At 29.3% G+C, this 24,128-nt stretch carries 27 protein-coding genes, 2 tRNA genes and 1 other RNA gene; 6 read left to right on the top strand and 24 right to left on the bottom strand.

From position 1 onward, the window contains the following. Nucleotides 1–44: 44 nt before the first annotated feature. A complete protein-coding gene (locus HMPREF1253_RS03520; protein WP_023055324.1) occupies nt 45–983 on the bottom strand; it encodes a copper amine oxidase N-terminal domain-containing protein in 939 nt (312 codons plus the stop codon). Between the two features lies 1 nt (nt 984). Beyond that, on the bottom strand, nt 985–1,584 hold the full coding sequence (locus HMPREF1253_RS03515) for a hypothetical protein (protein ID WP_023055380.1): 600 nt from the start codon (nt 1,582–1,584) through the stop codon (nt 985–987). 84 nt (nt 1,585–1,668) lie between these two features. Here HMPREF1253_RS03515 and HMPREF1253_RS03510 point away from each other — a divergent pair, with 84 nt between their 5' ends. The 5 genes from HMPREF1253_RS03510 (at nt 1,669) to HMPREF1253_RS03490 (ending at nt 6,367) form a co-directional block, all read left to right on the top strand. After that, complete coding sequence (locus tag HMPREF1253_RS03510; protein ID WP_023055394.1) at nt 1,669–3,015, top strand: CCA tRNA nucleotidyltransferase; 1,347 nt, start codon at nt 1,669–1,671, stop codon at nt 3,013–3,015. Then, nucleotides 2,985–4,328, top strand: coding sequence for a phosphoglucosamine mutase (gene glmM, locus HMPREF1253_RS03505; protein ID WP_023055323.1), 1,344 nt, complete (start codon nt 2,985–2,987; stop codon nt 4,326–4,328). The genes HMPREF1253_RS03510 and glmM overlap by 31 nt, the downstream gene beginning before the upstream one ends. 16 nt (nt 4,329–4,344) lie before the next feature. Next, nucleotides 4,345–5,178: a DegV family protein gene (locus HMPREF1253_RS03500; protein WP_023055427.1), complete on the top strand. Its 834-nt coding sequence runs from the start codon at nt 4,345–4,347 to the stop codon at nt 5,176–5,178. 22 nt (nt 5,179–5,200) lie between these two features. Beyond that, the gene (locus HMPREF1253_RS03495; RefSeq protein ID WP_023055361.1) at nt 5,201–5,401 is read left to right on the top strand and encodes a hypothetical protein; all 201 of its coding nucleotides are present in this window, start codon (nt 5,201–5,203) and stop codon (nt 5,399–5,401) included. A 108-nt stretch (nt 5,402–5,509) separates the two neighbouring features. After that, nucleotides 5,510–6,367 (top strand): MerR family transcriptional regulator, encoded by an 858-nt coding sequence (locus HMPREF1253_RS03490; protein WP_023055355.1) that lies wholly within the window; start codon nt 5,510–5,512, stop codon nt 6,365–6,367. Between the two features lie 8 nt (nt 6,368–6,375). Here the strand turns inward: HMPREF1253_RS03490 and HMPREF1253_RS03485 are convergent, their stop codons facing one another. The 13 genes from HMPREF1253_RS03485 to HMPREF1253_RS10600 form a co-directional block, all read right to left on the bottom strand. Then, nucleotides 6,376–6,921, bottom strand: coding sequence for a GNAT family N-acetyltransferase (locus HMPREF1253_RS03485; protein WP_023055419.1), 546 nt, complete (start codon nt 6,919–6,921; stop codon nt 6,376–6,378). A gap of 70 nt (nt 6,922–6,991) precedes the next feature. Continuing rightward, on the bottom strand, nt 6,992–7,873 hold the full coding sequence (pstA, locus tag HMPREF1253_RS03480) for a phosphate ABC transporter permease PstA (protein WP_023055421.1): 882 nt from the start codon (nt 7,871–7,873) through the stop codon (nt 6,992–6,994). Beyond that, nucleotides 7,866–8,849 carry a phosphate ABC transporter permease subunit PstC gene (gene pstC, locus HMPREF1253_RS03475; RefSeq protein ID WP_023055357.1) on the bottom strand — a complete coding sequence of 328 codons (984 nt, stop codon included), beginning with the start codon at nt 8,847–8,849 and terminating at the stop codon, nt 7,866–7,868. The genes pstA and pstC overlap by 8 nt, the downstream gene beginning before the upstream one ends. Nucleotides 8,850–8,903: 54 nt before the next feature. Then, nucleotides 8,904–9,845 (bottom strand): phosphate ABC transporter substrate-binding protein, encoded by a 942-nt coding sequence (locus HMPREF1253_RS03470; protein ID WP_023055406.1) that lies wholly within the window; start codon nt 9,843–9,845, stop codon nt 8,904–8,906. Between the two features lie 223 nt (nt 9,846–10,068). After that, nucleotides 10,069–11,733: an FtsX-like permease family protein gene (locus HMPREF1253_RS03465; RefSeq protein WP_023055351.1), complete on the bottom strand. Its 1,665-nt coding sequence runs from the start codon at nt 11,731–11,733 to the stop codon at nt 10,069–10,071. Beyond that, nucleotides 11,723–12,484: an ABC transporter ATP-binding protein gene (locus tag HMPREF1253_RS03460; protein WP_202899124.1), complete on the bottom strand. Its 762-nt coding sequence runs from the start codon at nt 12,482–12,484 to the stop codon at nt 11,723–11,725. Before HMPREF1253_RS03460 ends, HMPREF1253_RS03465 begins: the two co-directional genes overlap by 11 nt. A 56-nt stretch (nt 12,485–12,540) precedes the next feature. Beyond that, entirely contained in the window at nt 12,541–13,485 is a 945-nt protein-coding gene (locus HMPREF1253_RS09640; RefSeq protein ID WP_023055408.1) for a HAMP domain-containing sensor histidine kinase, read from the bottom strand. Next, nucleotides 13,482–14,153, bottom strand: a complete 672-nt coding sequence (locus tag HMPREF1253_RS03450) for a response regulator transcription factor (RefSeq protein WP_023055317.1) — start codon at nt 14,151–14,153, stop codon at nt 13,482–13,484. Before HMPREF1253_RS03450 ends, HMPREF1253_RS09640 begins: the two co-directional genes overlap by 4 nt. After that, complete coding sequence (locus tag HMPREF1253_RS03445; protein WP_023055345.1) at nt 14,134–15,393, bottom strand: dihydroorotase; 1,260 nt, start codon at nt 15,391–15,393, stop codon at nt 14,134–14,136. The genes HMPREF1253_RS03450 and HMPREF1253_RS03445 overlap by 20 nt, the downstream gene beginning before the upstream one ends. Before the next feature lie 9 nt (nt 15,394–15,402). Continuing rightward, a complete protein-coding gene (gene tyrS / locus HMPREF1253_RS03440) occupies nt 15,403–16,629 on the bottom strand; it encodes a tyrosine--tRNA ligase (RefSeq protein WP_023055398.1) in 1,227 nt (408 codons plus the stop codon). A 206-nt stretch (nt 16,630–16,835) separates the two neighbouring features. Then, nucleotides 16,836–17,510, bottom strand: coding sequence for a glycosyltransferase (locus HMPREF1253_RS09635; protein ID WP_023055328.1), 675 nt, complete (start codon nt 17,508–17,510; stop codon nt 16,836–16,838). A gap of 7 nt (nt 17,511–17,517) precedes the next feature. Continuing rightward, nucleotides 17,518–17,754, bottom strand: coding sequence for a glycosyltransferase (locus tag HMPREF1253_RS10605; protein ID WP_023055430.1), 237 nt, complete (start codon nt 17,752–17,754; stop codon nt 17,518–17,520). Further along, nucleotides 17,747–18,106 carry a glycosyltransferase gene (locus tag HMPREF1253_RS10600; protein WP_023055372.1) on the bottom strand — a complete coding sequence of 120 codons (360 nt, stop codon included), beginning with the start codon at nt 18,104–18,106 and terminating at the stop codon, nt 17,747–17,749. Before HMPREF1253_RS10600 ends, HMPREF1253_RS10605 begins: the two co-directional genes overlap by 8 nt. Nucleotides 18,107–18,251: 145 nt before the next feature. On the opposite strand from HMPREF1253_RS10600, the gene HMPREF1253_RS03430 reads away from it, so the two are divergent. Continuing rightward, a complete protein-coding gene (locus HMPREF1253_RS03430) occupies nt 18,252–19,676 on the top strand; it encodes an aspartate ammonia-lyase (RefSeq protein WP_023055338.1) in 1,425 nt (474 codons plus the stop codon). Nucleotides 19,677–19,765: 89 nt separating this feature from the next. Here the strand turns inward: HMPREF1253_RS03430 and ssrA are convergent. The 9 genes from ssrA to HMPREF1253_RS03390 form a co-directional block, all read right to left on the bottom strand. Then, nucleotides 19,766–20,109, bottom strand: a transfer-messenger RNA (tmRNA) gene (gene ssrA / locus HMPREF1253_RS09885). Further along, on the bottom strand, nt 20,109–20,708 hold the full coding sequence (locus tag HMPREF1253_RS03425) for a VanZ family protein (protein WP_036739341.1): 600 nt from the start codon (nt 20,706–20,708) through the stop codon (nt 20,109–20,111). Before HMPREF1253_RS03425 ends, ssrA begins: the two co-directional genes overlap by 1 nt. After that, nucleotides 20,705–21,328 carry an HAD family phosphatase gene (locus tag HMPREF1253_RS03420; protein WP_255349230.1) on the bottom strand — a complete coding sequence of 208 codons (624 nt, stop codon included), beginning with the start codon at nt 21,326–21,328 and terminating at the stop codon, nt 20,705–20,707. Before HMPREF1253_RS03420 ends, HMPREF1253_RS03425 begins: the two co-directional genes overlap by 4 nt. A 59-nt stretch (nt 21,329–21,387) precedes the next feature. After that, a tRNA-Pro gene (locus tag HMPREF1253_RS03415) sits at nt 21,388–21,464 on the bottom strand. 18 nt (nt 21,465–21,482) lie between these two features. Beyond that, a tRNA-Pro gene (locus HMPREF1253_RS03410) sits at nt 21,483–21,559 on the bottom strand. Nucleotides 21,560–21,613: 54 nt separating this feature from the next. Then, the gene (locus tag HMPREF1253_RS03405; RefSeq protein WP_023055442.1) at nt 21,614–22,267 is read right to left on the bottom strand and encodes an ABC-2 transporter permease; all 654 of its coding nucleotides are present in this window, start codon (nt 22,265–22,267) and stop codon (nt 21,614–21,616) included. Beyond that, nucleotides 22,264–22,860, bottom strand: a complete 597-nt coding sequence (locus HMPREF1253_RS03400) for an ABC-2 transporter permease (protein WP_023055371.1) — start codon at nt 22,858–22,860, stop codon at nt 22,264–22,266. Before HMPREF1253_RS03400 ends, HMPREF1253_RS03405 begins: the two co-directional genes overlap by 4 nt. A gap of 1 nt (nt 22,861) precedes the next feature. Beyond that, the gene (locus HMPREF1253_RS03395; protein WP_023055424.1) at nt 22,862–23,701 is read right to left on the bottom strand and encodes an ABC transporter ATP-binding protein; all 840 of its coding nucleotides are present in this window, start codon (nt 23,699–23,701) and stop codon (nt 22,862–22,864) included. Between the two features lies 1 nt (nt 23,702). Beyond that, entirely contained in the window at nt 23,703–24,077 is a 375-nt protein-coding gene (locus HMPREF1253_RS03390) for a GntR family transcriptional regulator (RefSeq protein ID WP_023055365.1), read from the bottom strand. Nucleotides 24,078–24,128: the final 51 nt, after the last annotated feature.

Raw genomic sequence — 24,128 nt, 5'->3', positions numbered from 1 at the left:
AAGAGAAATAAAAAAGACAAGGAATTAAAATCCTTGTCCTTTTTTTATTTTCCTATTTGATTCCAAAGGTTATTTAAAGTTTTGTCATTAATAGGATTATTTTCTTTAACCTTGTTGTAAAGCTCTATTGCCTTGTCAGGAATGTACTCTAGGCCATCAATGTTTGCTTGAAGAGCTTTTAAGTGTTCATTTATTTTAATGGAAAAATCCGTTAAATTTTTTAAACTTTCTTTAGTTGAATCTGAATTAGAATTTAAAAATCCATCCTTAAGACTTGCAAGAACGCTCTTTAAATAATCAAGACTTTTTACTAAAAAATCATGGGAAGATTTAAATTTTTCTGGCGGAGCTAAAGCTTTTATTTTTTCAATAATTCCGTTTATCTCTTGAATCTTACCATCATAAATTTTTTTAAGTTCTTCGTTTGAATATTTATCGGCATTTTCAAAGAAGTAGCTTTTTAAATCATCATAGGATGTTTTTAATTTATTTTCCAAATCTTTAACACTTGAAACATAGACTTTTTCATTTTCAGAAAGATTTTTGTTTTCATCTTTTGAAACTAAATCAATCCTATATTCCTTTGAGTTCCATTTAGTTTCAAGATCAAAATATTCTGTAATAAATCTTAAAGGAACAAAGGTCCTTGAATTTTTAATTAAAGGAGCAACGTCATTTTTAACATTTTCCTTATCATTTATAAGAACATCTTTTTTTCCTATAGTTAACTTTATATTGTTATTATCTTTTGAAATTGTAACCATTTGTTTTTCTTGATTCCAATCAACTTTGCAGCCGATTTTTTCAGAAATAAATCTTATGGGAACAAAAGTCCTTGAAGAACTTATAAAGGGTTTAACGTCTGTTTCTATCTTATAGCCGTCAAGATAAATAGATATATCCTTTGCTGCAAATAAGTTTGAAGGAACAAAAATTAAAAGGGCTAAAAGTAGAATACTTAATTTTTTTATTGTTTTTTTCATTTTAATTATCTCCACCTGACTTATTGGAAGTTTTATCATCCTTATTTAACTTGCCATTATTTTTTTCAGAGTTTTGAGTTTTTTCCTCAGGCAAATTTTTTCTTTCCTGTCTTTTATACCTGTTTTCTACATAGCTTAAAGTGGAATCATTTGTGCTTGCAATTTCTACATAAGAGTCTTCTGCTTTTGTAGGCACAACTTTTCCATTTTCGTCATCCTTATAAAAAATCAGATACTCTTTTCCAGGGGTGAGGCTTTTAGGAGCTGTCATCTTTATATTTGAAAGATCTCCCTTATAATCTACTACAAAGGAAATTTCATTGGCACCTTCCGTTGCTTCTCCGATTTTCACACGAGAAATGTAACTTGAGTCTTCACATAACTTTTTAACCAAATCTCTGTCAAAAGTTTTTGCTGTAGGTTCATTTTGTAATGTGCCTTCCGTATTTTCTTCCCCATTTACATTTTGAGTGGAAACTTCTCCACTGGTGGGAATTTTTGAACTTTCATCAGGTTGTACAGTTTGAGTTTTTTTATTTTTTCCGCAAGCTGTTAAAAGCATAAGGGAAATTAATATTAAAGCTATAAATTTTCTTTTCATAAATACCTCCGTTGGAACTATTATAACATATCCTAAGGCTTACAAATTGTTTAAAGAAACTTTTTACTATGTTATAATTTTTATATGAATAAATTGCCTGAAGAAGTTAAAGAAATTCTTGAAATTTTAAATAAAAAACATAAGGCCTATCTTGTAGGCGGTTGCCTTAGGGATATGCTTATGGGAAAAATACCAAAAGACTATGATCTTGCAACTTCAGCAGATCCAGATGAAATAAAAGAATGTCTTAAAGATTTTAAATTAAAAGATATTGGAGTAAGTCTTGGGACAATTCTTGTTGTAAATGGAAATTTTACTCTTGATGTAACCCCATTTAGACTTGAGGGCAAATATATAAAAAATAGAAAGCCTTCCAAGGTATTTTTCACAAAAAATTTGGAAGAAGATTTAAAAAGAAGAGACTTCACCATGAATGCCATGGCTTTTTATGATGAAATTATTGATTTGTATGGTGGTCTTGATGACATTAAAAATAAAGTTATAAGAACGGTCCTTGATCCTAAAGATAGGATTTGTGAAGACGCTTTAAGAATTTTAAGAGCCATAAGATTTGCCTCCACCTTAAATTTTTCTTTAAGCCAAGATTTAAAAGAGGCTATTAAAGAAAATGCAAATCTTTTAAAAAATATTTCTTCTGAAAGAATAAGAGATGAATTTTCTAAAATTTTAATGAGCGACTATCCTAAGGTGGGTTTAAATCTTTTAAAAGAATTAAATATTTATGAGATTTTTTTGCCGGAGATTATGAAGACAATTGATTATGATCAAAGGACAAGATATCATTCAAAAACTCTTTTTGATCATCTTTTAGAAGTTGTAAATAATTGTCCCAAAGATTTAGAAATACGAATGGCAGCTCTTTTACACGACATAGAAAAGCCACAAGTTTTTTCTATTGATGAAGGTGGCCAGGGGCATTTTTATGGCCATGAAGACCTTTCGGCAAAAAGTGCTGAAAAGATTTTAAGAAGACTTAATTTTTCAAAGGATTTTATAAAAAATGTGAGCCTTTTAATTCAATATCACATGACGGCTCATGAAGTTATGACTGATAGGGCATTAAGAAGGCAAATAAGAAATCTGGGCACTGAAAATTCTTTAAAACTTTACGATTTAATGATAGCAGATAGAATTTCCACAAGAAAAGATAGAAGGGCAGATTTTTTAATAGATAGAAAAGAAAGGGTAAGGGGACTTTTAAACCAAGATACGGCAAAGGAAAAATTTTTAAAAATTGATGGATTTGATTTAAAAAAATTAGGTTTTAAAGAAGGTCCCATAATTGGAGAAATTTTAAAAGCTCTTGAAGAAAAAGTTCTCGATGATCCAAAGATAAATACAAAAGAAAATTTGATTGAAATTGTAGAAAGGAATAAAAAATGGGAAGACTTTTCGGAACGGACGGAGTAAGAGGAGTAGCAAACCAAGAACTTACGCCGGAACTCGCTTTTAATTTAGGAAGGGCTGCAGGATATGTACTTTCAAAAGCAAGTAAAGGACGTGTAATAATAGGAAGGGACACAAGACTTTCAGGGCATCTTTTAGAAAGTGCCCTTGCTGCAGGAGTAATGAGTATAGGTCTTGATGTAGATTTAGCCGGAGTTATACCTACACCGGGAATTGCATATTTAACAAGAAAAGAGTCTTATCTTTTTGGAGTTGTAATAAGTGCAAGTCACAATCCTTTTGAGTATAACGGTATAAAATTTTTCTCTGATCAAGGTTTTAAACTTCCAGATAAAGTTGAAGATCAAATAGAAGAACTTATTTACTCAGATGTTAAAATTTATAAAAATGCAACTTTTGAAGAAGTGGGAAACCTTAGAAATATAGATGACGGAAGAGAAAAATATGCAAATTATTTAAAGGGACTTTCAAATTTAAATTTAAAAGGCAAAAAAATCGCCATAGATACAGGAAATGGAGCCCTATATAAAATTGCAAAAGAAGTTTTAGAAGATTTGGGAGCGAATCTTGTTGTAATTAATGACAAACCTGATGGAACAAATATAAATAAAAATTGTGGCAGCACAAATCCAGATTTAATAAGAGAACTGGTAATAAAAGAAAAGGCTGATTGCGGTTTTTCCTTTGACGGAGATGCAGACAGGATAATTGCAGTAGATGAAAAGGGCCAAATAGTTGATGGTGATCATATACTTGCCATTTGTGCCATGTATTTAAAAAGACAAAACAAACTTAAAAACAATAAAGTTGTAGGAACAATTATGTCCAACATAGGTCTTGAAAGATATTTGCAAGAAGAAGGAATAGGTTTAATTCATGCAAAAGTTGGGGACAGATATGTTTTAGAACAAATGATTGGGGGAGATTATTCCTTAGGCGGAGAACAATCAGGCCACATAATTTTTCTTGATTACAATACAACAGGAGATGGACTTGCAACAGGCATTCACATTTTGGAAGTTATGCAAAACACAAAGATGAAACTTTCAGAACTTAACGAGCTTATGATTTCTTATCCTCAAGTTCTTGTGAATGCAAAAGTAAGACCAGATTTAAAATTTAAATATCTTGAAGACGAAAAAATAAAAGAAAAAATCAAAAATATGGAAAGTAAATTTGAAGGCAAGGGTAGAATAGTAATAAGGACCTCAGGAACAGAAAGTCTTGTTCGTGTTATGATAGAAGGAGAAGACGAAGAGGAAATAAAAAAAGAAGCCCAAGAGCTTGCAAGTTTTATAGAAAAAAGACTTGGTTAGATAGATAGGAGGACTCATGACAGGAATTATTGTAGACTCATGCTGTGATATAAGTAAAGAATTTGCAGAAAAAAACAAAATAGGAATAGTGCCCTTTAAAATCTATATTGACGGGGTTGAGTATGTAGACAATGACAAGTTGGATAAAAATAATTTCTTGGAAAAAATGAAAGCAAGTAAAAATCCCATAAGAACATCTTGCCCATCCCCCTTTGAATTTAAAGAAAAAATATTGGAAATGGAAGAAGACGAATTAATAATTATAACCATATCAAAACAACTTTCCGGAACTTACAATGCAGCAAAAGTTGGTATGGAAGAGGCACAAAAAGAAAATCCAAATAAAAAAATTCACATACTGGACTCTCTTTCAGCGGCAGCAGGAGAAGTGAGCCTTTTATATTCTTTTCTTCAATGGAAGGACAAATTTGATTTTGAAACTTTAGTTGAAAAATTAGAAGAAAGAGTAAAAGAATTAAAAACATTTTTTATTTTAGAAAGATTTGATAATCTTGTAAAAAACGGAAGAATGAAAAAAGTTACAGGAATTCTTGCAGGAGCTTTAAATATAAGACCAATAATGCAGGGAGTAAAAGGAGAAATAGAAGTTTTTCAAATAAATAGGGGCTTTAAAAAAAGTCTTATAAATCTTGCTAAGAGCTTTGGAAATATCTCTCATGACTTTCAAGATAAAATTTTATTTATAACGGAATCAAATGACGTGAAAAAAGCAGAGCTCTTTAAAGAAAAGGTAAAAGAACTTTATAATTTTAAAGACATAATAATTTTAGAAGCAAAGGGTCTTTCAACAACCTATGCAGATGATGGAGGAATTGTAATAGCCTTTTAGAAATAAAAAATGGGGGAAAAGTATGAAAAAATTTTTTTTGAAGTATAAATTTTCAATAACTTTTTTAATATTAGGCTTAATTTTTCTTACTAAAGATTTAATACAATTTAAAAATCACCCAGAATGGAGTCTTGATCCCAAGATTTTTTGGCTTAAATTTTTAATCTTTTTAGGAATAAGTCTTATCTTTTTAATAATTACAAATAGCAAGAACAAATTTTAATAGAAATAAAAAATTAGAACAGTTGGGAAAAACCAACTGTTTTTTAATTAAAAAACTCTTGACCTCTACCTAAGGTGTGAGATTAATATAAAAATAAGGAGGGATAAGATGTTAATAAATGAAATTGCAAAGAAGACAGAATTAACAAGAAAGGCCATTGAATATTACATTGAAAAAAATTTAATAAAACCTGAAATTTTAGACAACGGATATAGGAATTTTTCAAAAGAAGACCAGGAAAAGTTAGTAAAGATAAAATATTTTAGGGATTTAGATTTTTCTGTAACTGAAATTCAAAAAATTTTACAAGGGGACAAAAATATTTTACGAAAAATTGCCGTTGAAAGAGAACTTGAAATAAAAAATGATTTGAGAAAAAAGGAAATTATTTCAAAATTAGAAAGTCAGGATTCAATCTTAGATTTTAAAAAAGAAATTGAAGGAATTTCCGCAAGAGAAAAAATAATAGATAAGTTGACGAAACTTTTTCCAGGCTACTATGGAGATTATTTAAAATTATATTTTGGCCAATTTTTAAATGAAAAAATAGAAAGTGAAGAAGAAAAAGAAGCCTTTTATACTCTTATAGATTTTTTAGATTCCATGGAAGAAATAAAAATCCCTGAAGACCTTAAAGAGTATATGAATTTTATTTCAAAGGACATTTCAAAGGATCAAATTAAAAAAAGTTTGGAAAATTATAAGTCGGCAATAGAAAATTCGGAAGAATTTCTTAATGAAAATAAAGAAGTTTTAAAAATTTACGAGGATTATAAAAATTCTTTAGAGTATAAAAATTCAAAGGAAAAAAAACTTATGGATACTTTTAAAGAATTTAATAAAAAATCAGGTTATTATGAAATTTTTATTCCAGCAATGAGAAAATTGAGTAAATCATATAATGAATTTTATGAAAAAATTTTGATAGCCAATGAAAAATTTTTAAAAAGTAAGAATAAAATATAAAAGGAAGCTTATTCAGCTTCCTTGTTTGTTTTTACTAAAGATTTTTCAAGGCAGACAAGGTTTGTGTTGGGAATTCCGTTAAAGGTACAAGATACTGTTCCCACATTTTTAAAGCCCAATTTTTTATAAAAACTTAAAGCATCAATATTTGTTTCAACAGTGTCCATTCTAAGATAGGGGGCACCGTGAATTAAAGCATAGTCTTCATAAAAATTCATTAAATACTTTCCACAACCCCTATTTTTAAATTTAGGGTCTATTGTAAGAGTGTGAATGACCATAATTAAATTATCAGCAACGTCATATTCCCAAGAGGCATTTTTATATTCCGGCACTTGTTCTTGATTTATTTTTGCAGCTCCAAGGATTTTTTCTCTGTCAATTAAAACAAAGAGTTCTTTTTTTTCAATTCCTTCTTCTGCTGTTTTTCTTGTGGGATAAACACCTCTTTGCCAATTTGTATGTATAAGACCGTCTTCCGTATCTTTTAAAATAGCATCATAAATTTCTTCAATTCTCTCTAAATCTTTTCCTAAAGCTTTTCTTATATACATAATATTACCTCCCAATAAATTATAACAAAAAAAGAAGTCAGCATAAGCGACTTCTTTATAAAATTTGCAATTACTTTGTTTTTCCTAAGGCTTTTTTATCTATGTTGCTTGCCATTACCCTAACTCCTAAGTTAAAAGTTAGGACCAAAAGCATAAGAATAGCTGATGATAAGTTTGCAATATCTTTAGCATTTAAAGCAGTTGACTCCGAGAAAGAAGCCCAAATGTGAAGAGAAAGAGTTTCTCCTGGTCTAAAAGGATTTAGTGGACAAGTTGGAGAAGTTATATTCCAATTGTACCAATTTATATCAGTACTCATTCCTGCCGTATACAATAAAGCTGCAGCTTCACCGAAACATCTTCCTGCAGCAAGGATTACTCCTGTCATAATTCTTGAAGTACAAGCGGGAATTAATACTCTTACTATGGTTTGTCTTTTTGTTGCACCAAGGCCATAAGAACCTAAAGCATAATGCTCAGGCAGGGCTTTTAGTGCGTCAAAGACAGTTGAAGTTATAAGAGGAAGACATAAAATACTACAAGCAAGAGCTCCTGCAAAAAGATTCCATTTCATACCAGTCATTAGTATAAATACCAAATATCCGAAAAGACCTACAATAATTGAAGGTAGAGAAGAAAGAGTTTCTATACTCATTTGTATTGCGGAAGTTAATTTGCCAGGCTTTGCATATTGACTTAAATATATGCCAGCACCTATTCCAATAGGACAGGAAAATAAAAGAGCTAGGAATACTAAATAAATAGTATTAAAAAATTGATTCATTATTCCCTTTCTTGAAAAGGTAAACATTTCTTTACTTGCACCTGAAAAGCCTTTTATAATTACATAAAGAGCAAATACTAAAAGTAAAAGGAGAAAAAATCCTGCAACTAAATAAAATACTCCTGTCATAAAATTGTCTACAGCTTTTGATCTTTTGTATCTATTCATATTGATTTCCTTTCTTACCAACTAAGTGAATTAAAAATATAAATAAGAGTGATATTAAAAATAGGAGTAGGGCCATAGACCAAAGAACTGAGTTATATTCAGTCCCATCAAAAGTATTTCCCATGTTTGATGCAATAATGGAAGTAAGAGTTGAACCTGAATCAAAAAGAGATTTAGGCACTGTTCTTGTTTTTCCTATTACCATTGCAACTGCCAAGGCTTCTCCAAAAGCTCTTGCAAGGCCTAAAATAACTCCAGTTATAATTCCGCTCATAGCAGCAGGAACTACAACCTTATAAATTGTTTGCCATCTTGTAGCTCCAAGAGCAAAAGAGCCCTCTCTATAAAATTTAGGAACACTTTTTATTGCATCGGAAGCGACGCTTGTAATAGATGGAAAAATCATTATTGAAAGTACAAGAGCGGCAGTAAAAATAGTGTTTCCGTAGCCAAGATTAAAAGTATCTCTTATAAAGGGAACAAGAATTGTAAGACCTGTCCAGCCGTAAACAATAGAAGGTATACCTACAAAAATTTCAACTGCTGGTTGAAATACTTTTTTTCCAAACTTAGGAGCTATTTCAGTCATAAAAATTGCAGCAGCAAGACTAAAGGGAGTTGAAATCAAAAGGGCAAGACCGCAAGTTAAAAGAGAGCCTGAAATAAAAGCCCAAGAACCTATTAAACCCTTAGGTGCGTTAGCAGAATCAGCAGGTTTAAATTCAGAAGAAAATAAAAATTCAGAAAGGCTGTGGCCTAGGCCTAAAAAAGTATAAGAGCCCTTATAAATTAAAAAAGCACCTATGGCTATTGTAAGACTTATTACAAATATTCCTGAGAGAAATATTATAAATTGCCAAGATATTTCCTTTTTATTTTTCATTTTCCTATCATAGTACAGAGATTCTTTTTTAGCTTTGAAATTTTCTTCATATTTGTTAATATCCAAAGTTTTTGTGTTTTCTTTTTTATTCATAAAATCTCCTAAAAAATAAGGGCAGCCTAAACTGCCCTTTATTTGTTAAAATAATTAACGATCAACTTTCATTTTTGAAGCAACGCCGTAGCCTTGAGCTTCCATGTTTTGAGCATAATCATCACTCATCATGAAGTCTATGAAAGCTTTAGCAGCTTCACTTGGTTCACCTTTTGTATACATGTGTTCATATCCCCAAACTGGATATTCACCTGAGTAAGTGTTTTCAAGAGTTGGTGCAACACCGTCAATAGAAATTGGAGCAACATCTTTGTTATTTACAAGATATGAAAGAGCAACATATCCTATAGCACCCTTGTTTGTCTTTACAGTTTCAAGAAGTTCTCCAGAGTTATCAGTTTCAAGATAAGAAGCTGTTGAGCTTTCTTGATTTCCATCTAAAGCGTATTTTGTAAATAAAGCTCTTGTACCTGAAGAGTCAGGTCTTGTTACAAGAAGAATCTTTTCATCAGGTCCTCCAAGTTCTTTCCAATTTGCAATCTTTCCTGTGAAGACGTCAATAAGTTGTTGTTTAGTTAAGTCTTTTACTTGACTTGCTATGTCGTTGTTAACAATAGGAGCCATAGTAATAGTACATACCTTGTGGTCAACAAGATCTTTAGCAACTGCAGCATCAAGTTTTTCTTCAGCAAAAACATCTGAGTTTCCAATGTCTACAGATCCATCAGCAACTTGTTTAAGTCCTGTACCTGAACCGCCGGCATTTAAAGTAACTGAAATGTTAGGATAAGATTCTTTAAATTTGTCAGCAGCATCTTGGCATAAAGGAAGAAGAGCTGATGAACCTGAAGCAGTTAAAGAACCTGAGATATCAGAGGTTTTCTTTTCGCTATCTTTTTTGTCATTTTTTTGTTCTGTGTTGGCTGGCTTTGAATTTGTATTTGCAGGTTTATTTTCTTTTTTACCACAACCTGTGGCAATTGAGCCTATCATTAACAAAGACAAAGTAATTGCAGCTAATTTTTTTAATTTCATTTTTTTATCACCTTTCTTATTTGATGTAAGTAGATTATAAAAAACAATTGTCAAATAAATGTAATATAAATTTAGTTTCAATGTAAATTTTCTTTACAATTGGTGAATTTATTGTGAAATGCAAAAAAAATTAAAAAAAACTCTCTTTTTATAAGCAAAAGAGAGTTTTAAGTATAGGATTTTTAATTAAAATATTAAAGTAAAAAATAAAAATTTATTATTATTAAATTTTTTCTCTAATATTTTTGTAGTAAACATTTGAAGTTAATCTATAAGAGAAAATATAAACGAGGATGGATAAAAATAAAATTATTAAAAGACTTTTTAGGTAAATACCGCTTTCTAAATGGGAATAATCAAAAATTGTATTAAAAATTCCATTAACAATTTTAAGAGAACCAAAGGAATGGCAAATGGCAACTATTAAAGGAAGCATAAAGATGCTTTTAACCTGAGAATTGATACCGGATTTAATTTCTTCCTTAGTCATGCCCACTTTTCTTAAAATGTCATAATTTTTCTTATCCTCAAGACCTTCAGAAACTTGCTTGTAATACATAACCATAATGCTTGCAGCAAAGAAAATTATGGATAATAAAAAACCTATATATAAAAGGCCGCCGCTTTGGTAGAAAAACGCCCTGTTCATTTCATATTTTGAAGAATAAGAAAATAATTCAACACCCTTTAAAATATTTTTTGAAAAGTCACTGGATAAATTTCTTAAAATTTTATAATCTTCCTTATTTTTTAAATTAAATTCATAAAAAATTCCATCAATTTCTTTTTTACCATCTTTAGAATAATTAACTTTTTTTATAGAAATTTTTTCCTGGAGAATTTCTATATTATTTTCTTTAAGGAAATTTTTAAGATCTTTTATAGTTTTTTCTTTATTGAAATTTTTATTTGGAACAAAGGTAAAAGTTACATCCTTGTCAATCCTATTCATAACTTGATTTTTAAAATTCAAAAGGCCTAAAGAAAAAGCAATGGTAATAATTGCCATGGTAAGTAAAATGCAAATGGAAGCAAGACCCTTGGAATTTGATTTTATTCTGTAAATCATTTGAGAAATATAGATAAAATTTTTCTTTTTATAGAAAAAATCTTCCCTTTTCTTTAAGTTTTTAAAGAAAAATATAAGACCCTGAGAAAAAAGAAGAAAGGTTCCGAAAATTACCATAATAACTGCAAGAAAAAAATAAGGTAAGGAATCCAGAGGATTTAAATTTAAATTTGCAATTATATATCCTCCAAGCATTAAAAATATTCCTAAGAAAGTTAAAAATTTTGAATTTTTTGCAGTAAGTTCACCTATGGATTTTTGCTCAATAATTTTTTTAGGGTTAAATCTTATAATTTTAAATAAATTTAAAAGTAAAATTATTAAAAATATTAAAGAAAAGGCAAAAGCCGTTAAAAGAAGGGGAGTAAGTTCAAAAGAATAGGTTCCTCCCATATCAAGGCTTGTATTTACAAACATAAAAAATAATTTTGAAAGCAAAGTCCCAAAAATTATCCCTAAAAAAACAATTATAAAATAGTTTATAAGGGTTAGAATAAGCTCTAAAAAAATTAAATCCTTAGGCATAAAGCCTAAAATCGAAAAGACTCCCAGTTCTTTAAATCTATTTTTAATAATAAAATTATTTGTGTAAGATAAAAAAATTAAAGAAAAAATACAAATAATAAAAAAACCAAAAGCAAAAGTAGAGGATATGGTCCTTCCACCCCTAAGCTTAGTAATAAAAGATGAGCTTGCAAAATAATCCATAAAAAATGCAATCACCACAATAAAAATTCCTGTAATAATATAGGGAATATAGAGATTTTTATTTCTCTTTAATATATTTTTTGAAAGATTGAAATAAGTTTTAAAAATCATTTTGTCCACCTAATATCATGGATTGAGATCTTACAATTCTCTTGTAAAATTCCTCTTCACTTAAATCGCCCCTATAAATATCATGGATAATTATTCCGTCTTTAATAAATAAAACACGATTTGATTTTGAAGCTGCAAAGGCAGAGTGGGTAACCATAATAATTGAAATAAATCTATTTAGTTTTTTTAAAAGTTCAAGAAATTCCAAAGAATTTTTTGAATCAAGTTGACCTGTTGGTTCATCACAAAGAAGAAGATCCGGTTCATTTACAATAGCTCTTGCAGCAGCAACTCTTTGATTTTGTCCACCAGAAAGTTCAAAAGGATACTTGTCTAAGAGATCTATTATATTTAAAGAACCTGCAGCATTTAAAACTTTTCTGTCAATTTCTGCCTTTTTTTCTTGAGATAAGACAAGGGGCAGGGCAATATTTTCCCTAACAGTCATAGTATCAAGGAGATTAAAGTTTTGAAAAACAAAACCTAAATTTTCTCTTCTAAAAATAGCTTTTTGACTTTTAGATAAAGTTTCAAGATTTAAATCATTTAAAATTACCTGTCCCTCACTTGGATCGTCAATAGTGGAAATAATATTTAAAAGAGTTGATTTTCCACTGCCAGACTCTCCCATGATGGAAATAAATTCTCCATCGTTCATAGTAAAATTTATTCCCCTTAAAGCCTCAACATTGTTGGAGCTTAAAAGAGAAGTATAAGTTTTTTTAACATTAATAAGTTTAAGCATTTTTATCACCTATGATTATTGTAATAAAAAAAGGGAGAAAACTCCCTAATTTAAACTTACATTTATCTTACATTTTTGTAAGTTTCAAAATAAATTATAAAATTTGTTCCATCTTCATTGGAAAGAATCTTAAACTTATGTCCTAAATTGTCTAAAATATTTTTAACTAAATATAAACCAAGGCCCGTAGAAGAGGCAAGGGGATTATTTTCTCCCCTGTAACCAAAATCTGTAATTCTATCTAGATCCTGCTTTTTTATTCCAATTCCTGTATCTTTTATTTCAATAAAATTTTCCTTGAAATTAATTTTTATTCCACCAAGATTAGTATATTTAATGGAATTTAAAATAATCTGTTCAAGGACAAACTTTAAAAATCTAAAATCACTTAAAACTTCTAAGGATTCAGGAATATTAATTTCAAGAGAAAGATTTTTTTCTATAAAAAGATTTTTCTTAGCCTTTATTACTTGGAGGACAAGATCTTTAAGATTTAAAAAGTTAAATTTATAATCAAAATCACTTTTCTCAAGTCTTGCATAAGTTAAGACCTGGTCAACTAAATTTTCCAACTTATCAATTTCTTTTTTACTTTCAAAATTATTTTCATTTAAAAGTTTAAGGGCAAAGATGGGCGTTTTAATTTCATGAGTCCACAAATTAATATAGTCCTTAAAATTTTTCTTAAAAACTTCATTTTCTCTTTTAGTTTCTGCAACTTGCCTATAAATCCTTTTTAAATAATCATAGACGTATAAATCACTGGGACTTTGGTAAAAATCTTCAAAACTTATAAGACTATCATTATATTTTTTAATTTTCTCTAAATAATTTTTATATTTTTTATACTTAAAAATAGAAAAAATAAGTAAAAATATAAATTCAACAAGTAAGATGTAAAATAGGTCCCACAAGTTATATTTAAAAGCAACGAAGAAAATGTAGAGAAGAAAAGCATTTAAAATAAAAAATAAAAAGTGGGATTTATTTAATTTAAAAAAAATCATATTTTATAACCTAAACCAACTTTAGTTTCAATAAAGTCATTAATTCCATTAGCCTTTAATTTTTTTCTAAGCCTATTAATATTTACAGTTAAAGTGTTATCGTCAATAAATTCTTGAGAATCCCAGAGGTCTTCAATAATTTCTCTTCTAGTAACAACCCTATTTGGGTTGGAAAATAAAATTGAAAGTATTTTATATTCATTTTTGCTAAGTTCAATTTCCGAGTCTTTATATTTTAAAGTCATATTTTCACTTAAAGTATAATCTTTAAAAGTTTTTTTCTCTTTTGTGTAGTCATAGCTTCTTCTTAAAAGAGCTTGAATTTTCATAATTAAAACTTGGCTTTCAAAAGGTTTTACTAAAAGATCATCTCCACCGTAACTTATGGCATTTATAAAGGAAAAAGTATCCTCTCTTGAGCTTATAAAAAGTATGGGAATTTTTGAAAATGACCTTACTTCCTTACAAAGGGTAAAACCATTAGTGTAGGGAAGATTTATATCCAGGATTAAAAGTTGAGGAGAAAAATCTTTAATCTCCTCAAGGGTATTTTCAAAATTTTCTATAAGTTTTACCCTATATCCGTAATCCTCAATTTTATTTTTAAGTTCTCTTGCAATAATCTTGTCATCTTCAACTAAAACAATTTTATTTTTCTCTTGAATCATCAAAAATCACTTTTCCTTCAAAAATTGTCATTTTTACTTTTCCCTTTAGGGTTTGACCTAGGAAAGGTGAATTTTCAGATTTTGAATAAGATTTTTTGTAGACCCATTTTTCATTAGGATCAAAGATTGTAATATTTCCACGACTTCCTAAAGAAAGATGACCTGCATCTAAATTATAGAGGCGGGCAGGATTTATAGTCATCATTTCTATTAATTTATTTAAAGTTAAATGACCCTTATCAACAAGATTTTCTATGCCTAAAGAAAGAGCTGTTTCCAGTCCTAAAATACCACTGGGAGCTTTTGTAAGTTCCCTTTCTTTTTCTTCCTTTGAATGGGGAGCATGGTCCGTTGCAATTATTTCTATGGTTCCATCTTTCATACCCTCAATTATTTTAAGCCTATCTTTTTCACTTCTAAGGGGAGGATTCATCTTTGCCAAAGTTTTGTATTTTAAAAGAGCATCTTCTGTAAGAGAAAAGTGGTGGGGAGTAACTTCTGCATATAAATTTGCTCCACGTTTTTTAAATTCTCTTACGATTTCTACAGAATCCCCTGCAGAAATATGTTGAATTTCAACCTTTGCTCCCGTTTTTAAGGATAGAAAACCATCACGAAGAACTAGAAGACTTTCAGAGATATCAGGTGAACCATAAAGGCCAAGACTTTCAGAAATTTTTCCATGATTAATACCATTTTCTTTTATTAATTTTGGATCTTCTTCGTGAAAACTTACAGGAACATTTAAATTTTTAGCTTTTTTCAGTGCCATTAAAACTAAATTGGAATTAGTATTGGGGATTCCGTCATCAGTAAAACCTAAAGCACCAGCAGCTAAATTACCTTCCATATCTACAAGATTTTCTCCGTCAAAATTTTTAGTAAGGGCAGAAACTGTAAAAACATCTATGGGAAGTTCTTTAGCTTTTTTATAAAAATCTCTAATTAAATTTGGACTATCCATTTTAGGATTTGTATTTGCCATACAAATAAGAGATGTATAGCCTCCTCTTATACCTGCTTGTGTTCCTGTAAACAAGTCTTCCTTATAGGTAAAGCCCGGGTCCCTAAAATGCACATGAACATCTACAAAACCAGGGCAGGCAATTAAACCCTTTAAATCAATTCCATCTTCATTTGTTTTTGAAAGACTTTTAATTTTGCCATTTTCAATTGTAATATCCCTTATTTCATCTAAATTATTTGCCGGATCAATTAGGCGAACATTTTTTAATATCATTTTTAAAACCTATTTTAAAGTTACCTTATGGTAAACTTTTTTACCCTTTTTAATTAAAATTTTATCTTCTACAAAATCTTCTAAAGTAACAACCTTATCCCTATCTTCAACCTTTTCTCCCTCAATGGAAACTCCACCTTGTTCAATTAATCTTCTGGCTTCACTATTAGATTTAACAAGGTTTAAATTTTTCATAAGGTCAACTAAAGGGTAGCCTTCTTCAAAATCTTTTTTATTCATTTCACTTGAAGGGATATCATCGGAATCCAGACCGTCTTTAAAAAGAGCATGAGATGCATCAAGAGCTTCTTTTGCTTTTTTCTCTCCATGAATATCTTTAACTATTTCATAAGCAAGGACTTCTTTAGCCTTATTTAAGTCAGCTCCTTCAAGTTTTTCATACTCTGCAATTTCTTCCATAGAAAGCATAGTCAATAATTTCATAAATTTTATAACATCTCTATCATCACAATTTCTTAAATATTGGAAAAGTTCGTAGGCAGAAGTTTTATTTTCATCAAGCCAAATAGCACCTTTTTCACTTTTTCCCATTTTTTGTCCAGAAGCAGTTGTAAGAAGTTTAAAAGTCATGCAGTAAACATTATCTTTTTCAATTTTTCTTACAAGTTCATAACCACCAAGCATATTAGACCATTGATCTGATCCTCCAAGCTCAAGTTTGCAGCCGTATTTTCTATAAAGAACTAAATAGTCATAGGATTGCATAAGCATATAGCCGAACTCAAAAAAAGTAAGTCCCTTTTCCATTCTGTTCTTATAGCAATCAAAGGTAAGCATCCTGTTTACACTAAAATGAACTCCGATTTCTCTCATAAATTGTAAAAAGTTTAAATTTAAAAGCCAATCGCCGTTGTTTTCAAAATGACCCTTGCCATCTGAAAAATTTAAAAATTTAGAAATTTGATTTTTAAAACAAGATACATTGTGTTCAATAAAATCCTTTGACATTAACTTTCTCATATCATTTTTGCCGGAGGGGTCTCCTATAAAAGTAGTACCTCCACCTAAAAGAGCTATAGGAATATGGCCAGCCCTTTGCATATGTTGCATAACTCTTATTTGTAAAAAGTGTCCTAAAGTTAAAGAATCGGCAGTTGCATCAAAACCTATATAAAAAGGAATTTTTTCCTTTTCTAAAAGTTCTCTAAGTTCATCTTCATAAGTTATTTGGTCTATAAAACCTCTTTCTTCCAAAATATCAATTACGTTTTTCATATTACCTCCAAAATAATAAAAAAAGCCCTGGCGAAATGGACGCATTCGTGGTACCACCATTCACTTGGGCTTTATTCTGTATAAGTACAGCTCTTGAAGTCTCAGATGGTGTAATTCGATTTCTCTACTGGACATCTTCATGGACTTCTATTAATTTTTATATCTGTTAATTATTAACTATAGATTACTTTTAAAACTTTGTCAATCTAATCAAGCTTCAACTTTTCTAAAAGGGGGAGGGGAATTTTTTTTAATTTTCTAAATTGTCTTTTACCGCCGATTTTTATTTTTCTAAGCATAGTGGTTGAATATTTTTTAGGAAATTTATAATTTTTTATAGCAGACTTATAAACTTCAAAAACAGATTTTGCAAACTCTTCCTTTGAATATTTATTGCCACTTGTTAAAGCATTTTTTTTCATATTCATATAAGTTTCCCTATTTGCAAAAATTTTTTTTATGCCCTTTTTAAATTCTTCCGCATTGGAAAAATAAAATCCGTTTTTTCCTTCTTCAAGAAGTCCCTTAAGACAATCATCATATTTAACAACTTCAGGAAGACCATTAACCATAGCTTCAATATAAGTAAGACCTTGAGTTTCGGAATTTGATGCTGAAATAAAAACATCCGAAAGCCTATAATATTTATAAGTATCACTTGGTTTTATCATGCCTGTAAAAAATACTCTATTTTCTAAATTAAATTCGGAAACTATATTTTCTAGTTCTTTTTTGTAGGGACCATCTCCTGCAATTAAAAGGATATAGGAGTCATCTTCTTTTATTAAATATTTAAAATTATAAACAATTTCAAGAAGATTTTTTTCCTGGGCAATTCTACCTAAAAATAATAAAACTTTTTTATGAAGGTCAATTCCCAAACTTTTTTTAAGATTTTTTTATATCATCCTCATCAAAAGATTTTTTATGAACAGACAAATCTATACCTGTGGGGATGACGGCTATTTTATTTTTAAGACCGTAAGATCTTAAAGAATTTTTAACTTTATCAGTAGGGGCAATTAAAACATCGCATTTTTCTAAGAGTCTGTGCATAATTGATTTTAAAGCTTTTTTTAAAGGTCTGTCATATTTAGTAAGATATTTTACATAGTATTCATACATGGTGTGATAAGTGTGAACAATAGGACAGCGTAATTTTTTTTGCAATTATTTTTGCAATTATAAGAGTTGAAAATTCACATTGAGTATGAATAAGATCAGGCTTAAAATTTATTGCAGATTTTATAACCGGATCTCTAAAAGAAACAGTTGCTCTTACGCCAGGATATATTTTTAGGGGAAAACTTTTTATATAATAAACCCCATTTTTATAATAGGAATAGGGTTTATTTGAAAGAGTTAAAACTCTCACTTCATTTCCCATCTTTTCAAGTTCTTCTTTAAGGTTTAAAACAGAAGTTACAACTCCATTTATAGTTGGAGAATATAAATCTGTAGTAATTAAAATTTTCATTTTTACCTCCACCTTCATTTTAATACATAAAAAATATTAGTAAACTTAAAGAGACAAACTTTAATAATTTCTTAACAATCATAATTTCTAAAGCTTTTAATAAAGATTTTAAAAATTGATGTATAATAAAAAAGAGGTGAATATTATGAAATATAGAATTGAAAGAGATTCAGTTGGAGAAAAACAAGTACCCTCAGAAGCTTATTACGGTGTACAATCCTTAAGAGCTTTTGAAAACTTTTCAATTACAGGAAGACATCTTCATCCTAAGATGGTAAAAAATTTGGCAATAATAAAAAAAGCTTGCGCCATAACTAATGAAAAAGTTGGCATCTTACCAAAAGAAAAAGCTGATGCTATAAAGTTTGCTTGTGATGAAATACTTTCAGGAAAATATTTAAAAGAATTTTTAACAGATCCCATACAAGGGGGAGCAGGAACATCTGCAAATATGAATGCAAATGAAGTTATTGCAAATATAGCAAATGAATATATGGGCGGAAAAAGAGGTACATATGAATTTGTCCATCCTAACGACCATGTAAATATGGGTCAATCTACAAATGATGTTTATCCTTCTGCAGGAAAACTTGGAGCTTTGGATTTAATCGAAGAAAGTTTAAAAGAACTTGACAGACTTTTTGAAGCCCTTGAAGATAAGGCTGAAGAATTTCAAAGCATTTTAAAAATGGGAAGAACACAATTACAAGATGCTGTTCCCATGACCCTAGGTCAAGAATTTAAGGCTTATGCATCTGTAATAAGTAGGGATTGCAGAAGAATAAGAAATGCATCAAAAGCCATAAAAGTTTTAAATATGGGCGGAACTGCCATAGGAACAGGAATAAATGTAGATAAGAATTATTTTGATATGATAGTTCCTGAAATTTCAAAATTAACAGGTTATGATCTTGTTCAAGCAGAAGATTTAATAGATGGCACAAACAACCTTGATGGTTTAGTTGAAGTATCTTCAGCCTTTAAAACTTGTGCTGTAAATTTATCAAAAATTTGTAACGACTTAAGACTTATGGGTTCAGGTCCTAAGACTATGATTGCAGATATAATTTTACCTGCAAAGCAAAATGGATCATCAATTATGCCAGGAAAAGTAAATCCTGTAATTCCAGAAGTAGTAAATCAAGTTGCCTTTAAAGTTATAGGAAATGATTTAACAATTTCCATGTGTGCAGAAGGTGGACAACTTGAGCTTAATGCATTTGAACCTGTACTTTTCTATTCTCTTTATGAATCTATAGAATATATGACTCATGCAGTTGCAACTCTTGTAGATAATTGTATAGTAGGAATACTTCCAAATGAAGCTCAACTTAAACATGATATTGAAACAAGTGTTGGAACAGTTACTGCTTTTGTTCCTCACATTGGATATCAAAAAAGTGCCGATATAGCTAAAGAATCACTTAAGACAGGAGTGCCTTTAAGAACTTTAATACTTAGGGATAAACTTTTAACAGAAGAAGAAATAAATGAAATTTTGGATCCTTCTGCAATGACAAGACCGGGAATAGCTGCAGAATATTTAATAAAACAAAAAAATCAAAAATAAAATAATAGGAGCATTAAAAAAGGTTGATTAGAAATAAAATTCTAACCAACCTTTTTTTATTAAAAATCAAAAAATAAGCATTTTATGTATGGTGGAAGCGGCGGGAGTTGAACCCGCGTCCAAAAATAGATTCCTAATAATTTCTCCGAGCGCAGTCTTTATTTAATATTCTGTTTAAATTTTCTAAAGACAAACAATTTAAACTATAACCTCATAATTACCCCCTTGGCTATGAAGTCTTGCCAAGCTTTGTTTCCCACAGGTTTTGACACCTTCCCCTTGACGTGGGCCTCAAGGTTCAGATGACGCTATTAAGCTGCGTAAGCTAAACTATTATTATTGTCGTTTATTTGTTTTGAGACTTTTAAAGTTGTTCCTCACAACTGCTCGCTACTAAAAGTTCACTATCCCTGTCGAAGCCAATTTCGCCCCCTAACGAGATAATTTTTTTAAATTTTTTTCATTTAATCTATATATTATATACCCAATTATTCCTCCAAGGGTGTTTAATATCATATCATCTATGTCAACACTGCGTCCAACAAAAAATTGTATGAATTCTATAAAAAGACTTATTAAAACAAAAACACTAGTGGCTTTTAAAAAGTTTTGAAATCTTTTGTATAGGGTGGAAATAAAAAATCCAAAGGGAACAAATATTAAAATATTTCCCACAATGTTTAAAAAAGAATGGAAAAACCCTGAATATTTTAAATAGGATCTTATAGTTCTAAAGGGAAAAATATTTACTCCCCAATAACCTGAGCCTGCCCTATCCTTAAAATTTCCAACAAAATCAAAATTTTGTGCACTTAAATCTATTCCGCCCCTACTTATTAAATAGTTGGGCATAAACATAAAAATACAAAGCATAAGGATATATCCAACGAGACAGGAAATTAAAATTTCTCTTTTTTTTGAAGATTTTTTTTTCAAATCATTAAAGAAATAAGTCCTCATGATACTGGCAAGTAAAAAGCCTATTACAAAGGCAATGACACCTCTTATGGCAAAAAATAAAATAAGTTTCATAGTTTTATATCACTTAAATTGTAAACAAATTGATCGCTTACACTTTTTAAAATATCAAGGACATTTTTATTGACTTCATCATACACACCTATTGTTTTCATGCCCAAAGTCTTAGCAGCTTTAAGAGCAAAAAAGGCATCATCTATTAAAGTAACATCTTTTGGATTGGAATTAAGCTTTTCTGAACAAAAAAGAAAAAAGTTGGGATTGTCTTTTTTAATTCCAATTCCATCACAGGTAATTATATCTGAAAAATATTTATATAAATCTTCTCTTTCTAAAAAGGGTTCAAGAAATTCATGAGGAGTTCCAGTACCTAAAAGCATTTTATAATTCATGTTTTTAAAATCTTGAAGGATCTCTCTTGCACCAATTTTTAAAAGGCAATCATTTTTATAAAAATTTCTTGCTATATCTTTCATCTCATCATAAATAGTCTCAGAACTTTTTTCTAATTTGAATCTTTCTTTAATAAAAGTGCTGCTCATTTTTAAACTCATAGTAGTCATTTCTTGAGCATCTTTTTCTTGTAAAATTATATTATTACTTTTTAAATAATCATAACCCAAGGCTCTCCACATTTTCATAGAATCTGCAAGAGTGCCGTCTAAATCAAAAATTACAGCTTTAATAAAAAATCACCTCACATACAAAAAAAAACTTGACTGTGCAAGTTTGGTGGTCGGAGTGAGAGGATTTGAACCTCCGGCCTCATGGTCCCGAACCATGCGCGCTACCAAGCTGCGCTACACCCCGCAATAAAGCATATAAAAGTGGTCGGGGTGAAAGGATTCGAACCTTCGACCCCATGGTCCCAAACCATGTGCGCTACCAAACTGCGCTACACCCCGACGTCACTTGTATATTATAGCTTTTTAAATAAATTTAATCAAGTATTTTTTTAATTAGTGTAAAAATTTGTTAAGACTTACTTTTTTACTTTCATATAAAATGGCAAGAGAAAGTATTATAAATGTTGTAAAAATCCCGATACTTATGTTAAAAATCATAGATTTATTAATAAAAAACATTTTAATATTTTTTAAGGCATGAGGAAATAATTTGTCTGTAGCTTTTAAAAATAAATTTGGGAAAAAAGATAAAAAAATCAAAAGAAATTTACTTTTATTATAATCAAGGGTAATTCTTAAAATGGAGTAGAGCATAAGTATTAAAAAAATAAAGCCGTTAATTATAAGTAAAAATGAAATTGTATTTTCATCAATTCTTCCTATTTTTTTGCAGATTAATACTGCTAAAAAATTTAATAAACTTAAAATTATAAATAAAAAGGCACTTACTAAAAATTTTGAAAAGACTATGTTTATACTGCTTACAGGTAAAGTCTTTACATAAGATAGGGTCTTATCTTTTACCTCAGCTTCACTTGCCATATTTACTACAAAGGCACAAACGATAATAAAAGCAATAAAGGCAGGTATAAAATCACCGCTTACATAGGTTATGCCTAAAGACAAAATAAAGATTAGTGGAAATAGCAAAAATAAATTGATTTTTTTGTTACTTAAATATATATCTTTTAAAAATAATCCTGTCATTTTTTTATTCTCCTTGCAAAAAACATTAGTAATAAACTGATTAAACATGAAATTAAAAATATTAAGCATAATTTAAAGGGATCTAAGTATATGGAAAAATTTGATAATTTTTTCAAAATATAGGGGAAAAATATAAGAGCCAAATAAATCATGGGAAATATTACAATCACATTTTGATTTAGATCGAGGATTTGAAAAGTATTTATTAAACTTAAAAAAACCATCTCTAAACAAATATTTACAATTAACAAATCAAAGTTTTCAAATTTAAATATTAAAAATAAAACAAATATGCTTATGGCTGATATAAGTATTAAAATAAAAGTAAAAATAAATTTTCCATCTACATAGGCTTTATACTGGGCTGGAAAGGTTTTAACCAAATTTTTAAAGTTTGAATTTCTATCAATTTCCCAGTTATTTAAACATTGCATTACAATAAAGATAAATAAAAAGTTAAGCCCCAAGGAAAAAACATTTGGCATTTGGTTTAAGGATACATAAATTATTAAACAACCTATAAGGATTGCCATAATTGAGGCTTTTAAAGAATTTTTAAAAATATAAAAATCTTTTAAGAGATAGGCTTTCATTTTATTCACCCTTTATAAAGAAGACCATTAATTCTTCTATATTTAAACTTTCAACGTCTGTATTGGGGTAGGAATTTTTAAACTCCACCTTATTTTTTATTAAGGCCTTGTAGTTATATTTATTTTTAATATATTTAAGCAGGTATTTTTTGTCTATTTTGTCAAATTCATCAGGCTTTATTATGGCAAGACCATAGTTATCTTTTAAGTCTATTATTGAGGATTTAAATACTATTTTTCCATTATCAATAAGGGTAATATAGTCTGCAATTTTTTCAAGGTCACTTGTTATGTGGCTTGAAATTAAAATTGAATGTCTTTCATCTTCAATAAAGTTATAAAAAATATCCAAAATTTCAGAGCGAATAACAGGATCAAGTCCCGTTGTAGGTTCATCTAAAATTAAAAGCTCAGGCCTTGAGGAAAGACTTGATGCAATTTTTGTTTTTACAAACATTCCCTTTGAAAATTCACGTAATTTTTTATTTTTTGGAATTTTAAATTTTTCTAAAAGTTCATAGTAATAATTAAGGTCATAATTTTTATAGATTTTATTTAAAACTTTTCCAATTTCATTGGGAGTCATTTGATCGGGAAAATAGGAGTCATCAAGGATAACCGCCATCTTTTCTTTTACATTTTTATCTAAACTTTTTCCTAAAACTGTGATTTGACCCTTATAATTTAACATTTTTAAAATACATTTTATAAAAGTTGTTTTACCAGCTCCATTTTCTCCTATAAGGCCCATAATAGTTCCCCTGGGCAAAAGAAAATTTTCCACTGATAAAGTAAAATCACCATAGGATTTTTCTAAATTTTTTACTTCTATTGCATTCATTTTAATCTCCGTTATAGATAATTTTTAAACTTTCAATAAGTTCTTCTAAAGATAAATTTAAATCTTTTGCAGATTTAACTGCCAAATCTAAATTTTCTTCAATTGCTTTTAATCTTTCTTCTCTTGCAAACTCAGAACTTTTTCCAGCAACATAGGTTCCCTTTCCTGCAAGGCTTACAATAAATCCTTCATTTTCCAAATCATTATAAGCACGTTTTGTGGTTATAACTGAAACTCTTAAATCTTTTGCAAGAGATCTCATGGAAGGAAGAGGATCATGAGCTTTTAAAGTTCCATCTATGATTTGATTTTTTATTTCATCTTTAATTTGCTCATAGATAGGTTTGTCTTTTGAGTTTGAAATTATTATATACATAAAGGCCTCCGTATATATCGTGTATATACAGTGTATACTCACTATATATAC

The sequence above is a fragment of the Peptoniphilus sp. BV3C26 genome (assembly GCF_000478985.1).
GTDB lineage: Bacteria > Bacillota > Clostridia > Tissierellales > Peptoniphilaceae > Peptoniphilus_B > Peptoniphilus_B koenoeneniae.
This window is presented reverse-complemented; position numbering and strand designations above follow the sequence as displayed.